The organism is Bacillus sp. SG-1 (assembly GCF_000181495.1).
Lineage (GTDB): Bacteria > Bacillota > Bacilli > Bacillales > Bacillaceae_B > Rossellomorea.
In genome coordinates this window covers 17618-28992 of record NZ_ABCF01000035.1, presented here as the reverse complement: position 1 = coordinate 28992, position 11375 = coordinate 17618, and the positions used below count along the sequence as shown (strand labels likewise).

9 protein-coding genes are annotated in these 11375 nt (G+C 45.7%); 1 reads left to right on the top strand and 8 read right to left on the bottom strand.

All coding sequences use genetic code 11. The annotated features are described in order from the left end of the window. From argH to BSG1_RS13210, 6 genes are all read right to left on the bottom strand, one after another. The coding region (argH, locus tag BSG1_RS13235) for an argininosuccinate lyase (RefSeq protein ID WP_044022888.1) at positions 1–908 on the bottom strand (908 nt) is incomplete at its 3' end. A 247-nt stretch (positions 909–1155) separates the two neighbouring features. Continuing rightward, positions 1156–2397: an argininosuccinate synthase gene (locus tag BSG1_RS13230; RefSeq protein WP_006837580.1), complete on the bottom strand. Its 1242-nt coding sequence runs from the start codon at positions 2395–2397 to the stop codon at positions 1156–1158. Positions 2398–2653: 256 nt separating this feature from the next. Continuing rightward, positions 2654–3664 carry a FecCD family ABC transporter permease gene (locus BSG1_RS13225; RefSeq protein WP_006837579.1) on the bottom strand — a complete coding sequence of 337 codons (1011 nt, stop codon included), beginning with the start codon at positions 3662–3664 and terminating at the stop codon, positions 2654–2656. Then, positions 3661–4668, bottom strand: coding sequence for a FecCD family ABC transporter permease (locus BSG1_RS13220; RefSeq protein WP_006837578.1), 1008 nt, complete (start codon positions 4666–4668; stop codon positions 3661–3663). Before BSG1_RS13220 ends, BSG1_RS13225 begins: the two co-directional genes overlap by 4 nt. 150 nt (positions 4669–4818) lie before the next feature. Next, on the bottom strand, positions 4819–5742 hold the full coding sequence (locus tag BSG1_RS13215) for an iron-hydroxamate ABC transporter substrate-binding protein (RefSeq protein WP_044022887.1): 924 nt from the start codon (positions 5740–5742) through the stop codon (positions 4819–4821). Beyond that, positions 5693–6538, bottom strand: coding sequence for an ABC transporter ATP-binding protein (locus BSG1_RS13210; protein ID WP_006837576.1), 846 nt, complete (start codon positions 6536–6538; stop codon positions 5693–5695). The genes BSG1_RS13215 and BSG1_RS13210 overlap by 50 nt, the downstream gene beginning before the upstream one ends. A 151-nt stretch (positions 6539–6689) precedes the next feature. Here BSG1_RS13210 and BSG1_RS13205 point away from each other — a divergent pair, with 151 nt between their 5' ends. Next, complete coding sequence (locus BSG1_RS13205; protein WP_006837575.1) at positions 6690–7742, top strand: NAD(P)/FAD-dependent oxidoreductase; 1053 nt, start codon at positions 6690–6692, stop codon at positions 7740–7742. A 158-nt stretch (positions 7743–7900) separates the two neighbouring features. Here BSG1_RS13205 and BSG1_RS13200 read toward each other — a convergent pair whose 3' ends face one another. Next, positions 7901–8938: a ribonucleotide-diphosphate reductase subunit beta gene (locus BSG1_RS13200; RefSeq protein WP_006837574.1), complete on the bottom strand. Its 1038-nt coding sequence runs from the start codon at positions 8936–8938 to the stop codon at positions 7901–7903. Between the two features lie 23 nt (positions 8939–8961). Beyond that, positions 8962–11202, bottom strand: coding sequence for a ribonucleoside-diphosphate reductase subunit alpha (locus BSG1_RS13195; RefSeq protein ID WP_006837573.1), 2241 nt, complete (start codon positions 11200–11202; stop codon positions 8962–8964). Positions 11203–11375 lie beyond the last annotated feature (173 nt).

Here is an 11375-nt window from a genome sequence, read left to right as displayed (position 1 = left end):
AGATTGCCGTAGACCCTGCCTGTTTTGGCACGCAGCAGCTCCGGCACATCAGGATTTTTCTTTTGCGGCATGATGCTCGAACCTGTGCAAAAAGAATCGTCGAGTTCAATGAAATGGAATTCCTGGCTCGACCAGATTACTAATTCCTCCGACAGCCTTGACATGTGGGTCATAATCAAAGAGCCAATGGATAAGAATTCGACGATGAAATCTCTGTCACTGACCGCATCCATACTGTTGGGATACACAGTGTCGAACCCTAACAGTTCCGCAGACCGTTCCCTGTTGATCGGAAACGTGGTCCCTGCCAGTGCACCTGCACCAAGCGGCGACCAGTTCACCCGTTTCAGGCTGTCCTGCAGACGTTCCTTATCGCGCTGGAACATCCAGAAGTACGCAAGCAGATGGTGGGCAAACGATACAGGCTGCGCTCTCTGCAAGTGGGTATACCCGGGAATGATTGTTTCGACATTATCTTTAGCCTGCAGTAAAAGGGCTTCCTGAACAGAGTTCATCAACCCGATCAGTTCTTTCGTTTTTCTATTTAAATATAAATGCATATCGGTTGCTACCTGGTCATTCCGGCTTCTGCCTGTGTGGAGCTTTCCGCCAACAGGTCCAATCAAATCAATCAATTGTTTTTCGATATTCATATGAATATCTTCGTGCTCCACTGAATATTCCATCGTACCGCTTTCTATTTTACTTTTAATCTGTAAAAGCCCTTCTGTTATCAATTCAACGTCGTCAGGTGATAGGATGGAGCATTCGCCCAGCATCTTCACATGAGCCAGGCTTCCTTCTATATCTTCGAGTGCCAGCTTCTGGTCAAACGAAATGGAAGCCGTGAATTCTTCTACCAATTTGTTTGTTTCTTTCGTGAACCGTCCGCCCCATAGTTTCGTCATTTTCATTTCCTCCATTAAGCCTAATTAAAGCTCTTTCAGTTTGGCTCTTTTCTAAAACTTTGTTGCTTTTTAATAGGACCTTCAAAATATAAACCCCTAATTCTCAGAAGATAGCCTGGTTAGCAAGAAAGAAAAGAGCTAATCCACCTGTTTAGTAAGACAAGCCCTTGCATCCGAGGGAAAAATCCGCCCTTTGGATTTTTCCGAAAGCAACAATCTATACGAAAACAGCGTTCAGTTTAGTAATCTATAAACCTGCAGAACTGGTAACCGTCGTTTTTTCCTCTGATTGATCTTCTTTATTCACCTGGGAATAGACTTTTGTTGTCAGTCCCCAAAGCTTAATGAATCCTACCGCAGCATTATGGTCAAAAGCATCTCCTTTTGAATAGGTGGCAAGCTCTTCGTTGTACAGACTGTTAGCAGACTGGCGTCCCGTGACAAAATGAGTTCCTTTGTGCAGCTTTACACGGATCTTTCCAGAAACCACTTTTTGGGTTTCATCCACAAAAGCCTGAAGAGCCTTGTTTAAAGGTGAATACCATAATCCCTCATAAATCAGTTTTGCCATTTGAGCATCTACTGTTGTTTTAAAGGAAGTAATTTCTCGCGGCAATGTGAGGAATTCCAGCTCCTTGTGGGCATTGATGAGAATCAGGGCAGCTGGATTTTCATACACCTCACGGGATTTGATTCCCACCAGCCGGTTTTCAATATGATCGATCCGGCCGATACCATGCTTGCCGCCAATCTCATTAAGTTTTTCAATGAGCGGCACAATCTCCATTTTTACACCGTTCAATGCAATGGGAACTCCCTGCTCAAATTCAATTTCGATATTTTCCGCTTCATCCGGCGTCAGTTCAATCGGGTTGGTCCAGTCAAAAGCCCCCTCTGGTGCTTCTGTCCAAGGGTTTTCCAGTACCCCTGCCTCACAGGCGCGTCCCCATATATTCGCATCGATTGAATAAGGATTATCCAAGTCCACCGGAATCGGTATACCTTTTTCCTGTGCATAGTGAATCTCTTCATCACGGGTCATCCCCCACTCTCTGACAGGGGCAACCACTTTCATATCCGGTGCCAGGGCATTGATCGACACTTCAAACCGCACTTGATCATTCCCTTTTCCGGTGCATCCATGTGCCACTGCCACTGCTCCTTCTTTTTCGGCGACATCCACAAGCAGCTTGGCAATCAGCGGACGTGATAAAGCAGAGGAAAGAGGATACTTTCCTTCATACAAACAGTTCGCTTTCAAAGCTGGAATGATATAATCCTGTGCGAGCATTTCCTTTGCATCCACCATATACGCTTTGACGGCTCCCACCTGAAGGGCTTTATCCTTAATAAAATCCAGATTCTTTCCTTCTCCTACATCAAGTCCCAAAGCAATGACTTCATATCCGTATTTTTCTTGAATCCACTTTATAGATACCGAAGTATCAAGTCCTCCTGAATAGGCAAGAACGATTTTCTCTTTTTCCACTTATCAACGCTTCCTTTCCAAACAAATGATGAATTAAAATTTATTATACTGTATTTTTATACATTTGCAACCTCTTTTAGAATAATAGATAAAAAGAATTAAAGAGCCTTGGTTTGTATAGATAATCATAACTCTGAATAATTACTTCTCTACATTTTGTATATGCCGGCAAGAGCCCATCGTGAAGGAATTCCTACTGATTTCAATTTTTACAATAAAAAAAGCAGAAAACCCATATGGGTTCTCTGCTTTTGGTTTATATTTTCTTCATTAAAAGATACATGAAATAAGGAGCACCAATCAATGCCGTCATGATGCCTGCCGGGATGCCGTCTGGATCTGTCAGGTTCCGGCCGATTGTGTCGGCAAACATGAGCAGCCAGCCGCCGGCAAGGATGGCCACCGGAAGATACAATTGATGCCTTGGCCCAACGAGGGCTTTCGCGATATGCGGAGCCATCAGTCCAATAAAGGCGATCCCACCTGTAACCGACACGGCTGCTGCTGCCAGCGCAACCGCGGCGAGCAGGAGGATGAACCGTTCTCTTTCCAGACTCACTCCCACACCGATAGCGACCGGTTCATTCAATCCAAGCAAGTTCAGCTTATTGGCCTTATATAAAGTAAATGGGATCAAAATCAAAAGCCATGGCAGAATCGCCACAATAAACGGCCAATCCCCTCCCCAAATATTTCCGGCAAGCCATCTTGCAATGAAATCGACCTTCTGCCTTTCAGCAGAAGAAATCAACACAATCATGACCCCTGACAGAGCCATTGAAAAGCCGACTCCCGTCAGGACAAGCCGCACTGGCTGAAGTCCTGCGGTTCTTTTATAGGAAAAAAGATAGATCAGTATGGCAGTCAGAAGTGCTCCTGCGAAAGCAATACCTGGGATGGCATACACAAAGCTTCCTGCATCAATCGGGAAAAACAGGAAGAAGACAGCGATGGCCGCGCCCGCACCAGAATTGATTCCGATGATCCCGGGATCCGCCAGATCGTTTCTTGTGATGGTCTGCAGGATGGCACCGGACACAGCAAGTGCCATTCCTGCCAGAAGAGTGATGACAACTCTTGGCAGACGTACTGAAAACAGGACAAATTCTTCTTTAAATGTCCCCTGACCGAACAATGTCGGGAGAAGGCGGTTATAGGAAAGGCTGGAAAAGCCCATTCCCATTCCGATGATGGCGGTCAGGATGATCAAAGCCAGCAACCCCAGCATGACTCGCCTTTGTTTCTTGATTATAGAAGGATGGATCATGAGAACGCTCGGCCTCCTTTATTAACAATGAAAATGAAGAAAGGCAGGCCCAGTATGGAAATGATGGCAGCGACCGGCGTTTCATACGGCATGTTGATGGTCCTGCCAAGGGTATCTGCCCAAAGCATAAAGGATGCCCCCAGCAGGGCCGACATCGGCAGGATGAACCGGTAATCCGTTCCCACAAACGCGCGGACAATGTGAGGAATCATCAATCCTATGAAGGCAAGGTTCCCGGCAAGGGCCACCGCTGCGCCCGCAAGCAGTGTCGTAACGATAAACAGGATGCCTTTGATTCGTCCTATATTCTGTCCGAGCCCTACGGCCAATTCGTCATTCAAGCTGAGAATGGTCAGCTGCTTCGAAAGTGCAATGGCCAGGAGAATGCCCAATGTAATGAACGGGATAATTACATTAAGCTGAGACCAGGTTGTGCCGATCAGTCCTCCCGCCGTCCACATCGAGACATCTTTCGAGATTTTGAAATAAAGGCCGATTCCTTCCGCAACCGCATACAAAAACGCGGAGACCGCTGCACCTGCCAGTACAATCCGGAAGGGCGAAAATCCGCCTTTCTTCGCCGCACTCATCCCGAATACCAGAATCGCACCTGCTGCCGCTCCAATGAAACAAGCAATCATGATGGTGAAATAATTGGCAGCCGGCAGAAATGCGAGTGTGAAGGCGAGGGCTGCATTGGCTCCTGCCGTTAATCCGAGAAGGCCGGGATCGGCGAGAGGATTCCGTGTCAACCCTTGCATGATGGCACCGGAAACCCCCAGAGCAGATCCAACAGCGATGGCCGCAACCTCCCTCGGCAGGCGGAGCTCCCTGATAATCGAGTTGGAAGCTGTGGTTTCCAAAGCGACGACCGCTCCCCAAACATCCCTCACGTTGATATCAGCCGCTCCCAATGACATGGCAGCCATAAAGGAAACAAGCAGGATCAGAATGCCGAGAATGAACTTATAAACTATTTTAATAGATTGAGATACATTACCCATGAATATCAACTCTTCTTATGTATTTAAACTGCGAAAAAGGAACTCTTCTTAACAGAAGAATTCCTCCCAAAGTAAAGCTGCTTCAAATTCTTTATCACTTTAACGCATTACCACACTAAGAGGGACTGTCCCTTTTAGTGCTTTAGTGTATTATAATGATTCTTTGAAGGTTTCCAGTTGATACTCGAGTGTCAGAGGATCGTTAAAGTAGAATTCGAGCATATTGACTTCGATGACCTGGTTGTTCTTTACGGCTGGAATGTTTTTGTACGTATCCGTCTCCATGAATGAGTTATCTTGCTCAGGAGATTTACTCAACACAACATAGTCACCGGCAAATTCAGGCAGGACCTCAAGGGAAACCGCATAGTATCCCGGTTCAAGTGCAGATTCCTTTACTTTTTCAGGCATCTTCAAGCCCATTTCCTGATACAGGATTTCTGTACCGCGGCCCCAGTTGTCGCCGTACACATAGATTTGTTTATTGAAGTTTTCCAATACGGAAACCGTAGTATCTTCACCGATTTTCGCTTTGATTTCTTCGCCGGCTTCTTTAGCGCGTGCTTTGAAATCATCCACCCATGTTTGTGCTTCTTCTTCTTTATTCAATAGTTTTCCGATTTCCACATGCTGAGTCAGATAGTCAACATTACCGTATGTGAAAGTGACCGTCGGGGCAATTTCATTCAGCTTGTCGACGTTCTTGATATTGGAAAGCCCGATGATCAGGTCCGGCTCAAGCTCAATGATTTTCTCAAGGCTTTCATCCGTGACTTCCTCGACGCCTTCTAATTTCTCTTCGAAACGGGGATTCATTTTCGACCAAGAATCGACACCAACAAGGTTCACATCGAGTGCCATTACGTTACCGGCAAATGATGAAAGGACAATGACACGCTGAGGGTCGGCAGGTACTTCGACTGGCCCGTTCTCGGATTCATAGGTAATTGTTTCCGGCTCTTTATTGCCTTGATCGTTCGCTTCTCCACCGGCATCATTGTTAGCTGAATTGTTTCCGCATGCACTAAGAAGTAGCGCCAGCAAGAGCAGGAATGGCATAATTAGTTTTTTCATATTGTTGTTCTCCTTTTAATAGATGATAAGTCATGCACATCGGTTTATTTGTACGAGGGTCACGCCCAATGACAGCATCGATGTTAAAGACCTGCTGAAGGACTTCATTTGTGACCACTTCGTCGCAGTTGCCTGCTTTGATAATGCTTCCTTGTTTCAAGGCAATGATATGGTCCGCAAATCGTGCGGCCTGATTGATGTCATGGAGGACCATTACAATGGTGCGTCCCTGTTCCTCATTCAGCCTTTGCAGCAGTTCAAGTACTTCAAGCTGGTGAGCCATATCAAGATAGGTCGTCGGTTCATCCAGAAAGATCATTTCGGTTTCCTGGGCGATTGCCATGGCGATCCAAACCCGTTGGCGCTGTCCACCTGACAACGAATCAACCGGCATATACTTGTAATCGGCTGTTCCTGTTGTCTCAAGTGCCCAATCAATGACTTCCATATCTCTTTTGGATAATCGTCCAAACCCGCTTTGGTACGGAAACCTTCCATATGAAACGAGTTCCCCGACCGTCAACCCTCCTGCACTTTCAGGATTTTGCGGCAGGATGGCCATCTTCTTCGCCAGTTTTTTTGTATCTTCTTCCGTAATGCTCTTACCGTCAAGAATGATGGAACCGCCCTGGAAACGGATAATCCTCGTTAACGCTTTTAGGAGAGTCGACTTTCCGCAGCCGTTTGAGCCGATAATCGTGGTAATCTGTTTATCTGGAATCTCAATCGACATATCTTTAACAATCAATTTCTCACCATAGCCAATATGTAATTGATCTGTATGAAGGCGAACCATTTTATACCTCCTGTAAATTACAATTTCTTATTGATAATGATTATCACTTTCGGTACAATGTTACTATAAATCTTTTTAAAATATCTGTCAACGTCTTTCTGAGAAAGATTCTCATATAGAAATACATACTCAGGGTAAGGAGAGGTCATTAATGAAGGAAAATGAATGCTTCGACGTCACGATCATCGGAGGAGGGCCTGCAGGTCTCTACTCTTCGTTCTACAGCGGGTTAAGGGAAATGAAAACTAAAATCATCGAATTCCAGCCTCAGCTCGGAGGGAAAATTCATGTGTATCCTGAAAAAATGATATGGGATGTTGGAGGATTGATTCCTACCCCCGGCGCCAAGCTAATAGACCAGCTGGTAGAACAAGGGCTGACCTTCAACCCTGAAGTCGTCCTGAACGAGAAGATCGTTTCCATTAGCAAGAACAGTGACGGACACTTTCTTTTGAAAGCGGCATCAGGGAATGTCCATGTTTCCAAAACGGTCATCATTGCTGTCGGCAGCGGAATCCTTCAGCCTCAAAAGCTCAATATTGAAGGCGCTGACCGTTTCGAAATTTCCAACCTTCATTATACGGTAAAATCGCTGAAATACTTTAAGGACCGCACCGTTATTATTTCAGGCGGCGGCAACTCTGCCATCGATTGGGCAAATGAACTTGTCCCCGTCGCAAAACAGGTCTACCTGACTTGCCGGAAGGGACAGCTCAGCGGACATGAAGCACAGGTTACACAGCTCATGAACAGCCCGGCTGATTGCTTATTAAACACATCTATCTCTAAACTGATTGCCAAAGATGGAGAAGATATGATTGACAGAGTTGAATTGCTTAATAATGTCACAGGGGAAACCTCTCATCTTTCTGTTGATGACGTCATCATCAACCATGGCTTTGATCAGGATACCTCCCTGCTGAAAGACAGTGAATTGAACATCAAAATGATGCATGACTTCTATATAGAAGGATCCACAACAGGTGAATCCTCCATCCCCGGTATATTTGCTGCTGGAGATATCCTGAAGCATGAAGGCAAGTTGAACCTGATTGCAGGAGCGTTCCAAGATGCGGCAAACGCCGTCAATAAAGCGAAACAATATATCCAGCCTGATGCCGGGGCATTTGCAATGGTATCATCGCATAACGAAGTCTTTAAAAACCGCAACAAAGAGCTTGTACGGCAGCTGGTGAAGGGATGATGAACCGGTTATTTCTTACGAAAGCGCAGTGGATACAATATCCACTGCGCTTTTTCAATAAGGCTTTTTACTAGAATTTGTTGCCATTGAATATGCATTCAAACGAAAAAATACTGTTAATCAAGAAAGATAATAGCCACTCTCAAGTCCTGCCTCAATTAAAGCTCATCAAACCCATTCGCGTCGGAGGTTTTCGTATACTGCCTTGATTTCTGTTCAAAGAAATCCGTCTTGCCGAGATCGACTTCCTGGTAGGCGACGATCCATCTTAATGGATTGGTTCTGTATCCTTCAAATGGTGCCTGAAACCCCATTTGCTCTGCTCTTTTGTTGGCCATGAATTTAATATAGGCCTCCAGGTCGGACATCAGCAGGCCGTCGATTTTGTTTCCGATGATCTGTTCTCCCCATTCGATTTCGAGCTCCGCTGCCCGCTTGAATGCTTGTGTGCCGAATACTTTCAGTTCAGCTGTATCATATTCGGGATTCTCATGGAGGACCTCTTTATAGATTTTTTCAAACAGCCCGACGTGCAATTGCTCGTCCCGGTTGATGTAATTGATCATGGTGGAAGTGGCGACCATCTTCTGGTTGCGTGCAAGATTATAAAAGAACGCGAACCCTGAATAGAAGAATAGTCCTTCCAGGATGACATCATACACAATCGAATGAAGCAGATTCTCGATATTCGGATTCTCTGCAAACCCTTGGTATCCATTTGTGATGAAATCATTTCGCTTTCTTAATGTCGGCTCCGTTCTCCAGTAATCGAATACTTCATCCTGTTTGTTTTTGGAAACGATGCTGGATAAAACATAGCTGTAGGAATGGTTATGGACAACTTCCTGCTGCGCCAGGATGATCATAAGAGCGTTGAGGCTTGAATCCGTTAAATAGTCAGCGACCTTTCCTGCATAATCAGTCTGGATGCTATCCAGCAAAGCCAGAAGTCCAATGACCTTCAGGAACGTATCCTGCTCCTGTTCCGTCAGATTCGGAAATTGCTTGATATCCTTGGACATATTGATTTCAAACGGAGTCCAGAAGTTGCCGAGCATCCTTTTATATTTAGGGTAAGCCCACGAGAAGCGGACATCATCCCAGTTCAGTATGTTGGAGCTTTTACCGTTGATGATCGCTGTCGACGCATTTGGTGCCTCTGAATCTATCAACCTTCTTTTTTCTAAATTTATCATGCTGATTCACCTTTCCTCATTCTTTAGCTGTGGCAGCTTTCACAATCATCGATTTCCGCATTGGATGTCGAGCGGACATAGTAGGTTGTTTTCAGCCCGGCCTTCCATGCATGGAGATGAATATCAAGCAATGCTTTCGCCTTGATATCATTGCGCACATAGAGGTTGAAAGAAATGGACTGGTCAATGTGGCGCTGGCGCTTTGCGTTCTGCTTTATACTCCAATGCTGATCGATATTGTAGGCTGTCTTATAATACCAAGTCGTATGCGGCGACAAATCCGGGGCCGTCACAGGAATCTTGTAATCTTTCTTTTCCTCGGAGTACTCCAGGCGGAACACAGGGTCGATGCTTGCCGTCGAGCCTGCAATCAACGATGTGGATGAACTCGGTGCAACCGCCATCAGGTAGCCGTTGCGGACTCCATGCTCTTTCACTTCCTCCTTGAGTTCCAGCCAACGGGGGGAGGTGTAATCCCTCTTCTCAAAATAGCTTCCTGCCGCCCACTCTGAACCCGTAAAGTATGGGTACGCACCCTTTTCCTTCGCCAGGGCAGCACTTGCTTTTATCGTAAAAAAGGCGATGTCTTCATATAAAGAGTCACAGTATTCGAGAGCTTCTTCACTTTCCCATTTGATCCCTTTCAGAGCAAGAAGGTGATGCCAGCCGTAAGTTCCAAGCCCGATTCCCCTGTATCTTTCATTGGTGAGCTGTGCCTGCAGTACCGGGATGTCGTTGATATCGATGACATTATCCAGCATCCTGACAGCAATCGAGATGACTTCTTTCAAAACACCATCTTGAACGGCCTTGGCCAGGGACAGGGATGACAGGTTGCATACAACATAGTCTCCCGGCTTTTTGTATGTGATGATCGTACCGTCTTCCACACGTTCTTCTTCCATCACGGTAGCGCTCATATTCTGCGTGATTTCTGTGCATAGATTGCTGCAGTAAATCATTCCTTTATGCTGGTTCGCATTGAACCTGTTGACCGTGTCCCGGTAAAACATGTAAGGTGTTCCTGTTTCAAGCTGGGAAATCATGATGGACTTGAACAGCTCAATGGCCGGCACAGTTTGGTGTGATAATTCCGGATGAAATACACACGCCCAATATTTTTCCCTGAAAGAACCTTGGCCCGGCTGTTCGTCGTAATGATCTTCAAGGGAAAAGCCCATGACTTTCCTGACTTCATGGGGATCAAACAAATACCAATCCCCTCTTTTCTCCACTTGCTCCATGAACAGATCAGGCAGGCATACACCGGTAAAAAGATCATGTGTGCGCTGCCGCTCGTCGCCATTATTCAGTTTTGAATCAAGGAATGGAAAGATGTCTTTATGCCAGACATCGAGATAAACAGCAATCGCCCCCTGCCTCTGTCCCAGCTGGTCGACGGAAACCGCTGTATTATTCAGCTGCTTCATCCAGGGGATGATACCTGAACTGACTCCTTTGAAGCCTTTGATATCACTTCCGCGGCTTCTGATCTTTCCGAGGTAGATGCCAATCCCCCCTCCATTCTTGCTCAATGTCGAAACATCCGTATTGGAATCATAGATGCTCCGGAGGTCATCTTCGACTGTATCTATGAAACAACTGGAAAGCTGTCCGTAGCTTTTTCCTGCATTCGCAAGGGTCGGCGTTGCCACTGTCATATACAAATTGGAAAGCGCCCAATACGCTTCCTGGATCAAGGTCAGCCGTTTTTCTTCCGGCTCGTCCGCTAAAAGGGTCATCGCAATGATCATGAAGCGTTCCTGGGGAAGCTCGATGAAATGTCCAGCATGCGACTTTGCCAAATACCTTTCAGCAAGTGTCACGATTCCTATGTAGGTAAATAATCCATCCCTTTCTGGATTTATGATTCTTTCCAAGGAATCGATTTCATCCCTTGAATACTTCTGCAGCAGGCGCGTATCATAAATACCCATCTCTTCCAGCTGAGCCATCATTTCATAGAATGAACCATACCCTTTCTCTGGATCTGTTCCTCTTGATTCAGCACTTGCACGATACAGTTTCCTTAAATAGATATCCGCCGCCACATACGTCCATTCCGGTTCCTGGCTGCTGATTCTTTCTACAGCTGCAAGAATCAGCATATTATCCAATTGTTCAGCTGTAACGTCCCCTTTTGCTTCCAAGGTATCCAGCACTTTTTCTTCATATTCTTCAAAAGAGACGGATTGATGCCTCTCTCTTAATTCTTTCAGCAGGCGGATTGCTTCTTGTACCTGATTATCTGTCGTTAATTCCATCAATTGGAACCCTTCCTTTCATCTTTATTGACGGCTAATTTCGCATAGATTGTTGCTTTCGGAAAAATCCCTAGAGCCGGATTTTTCCCTTGAATACAAGGGTTTTCCTTCTGAATAGGAAGAGTAGCTCTTTTCTTTCTTGCACACCAGGATATTCGTTACTATTTAAGGGG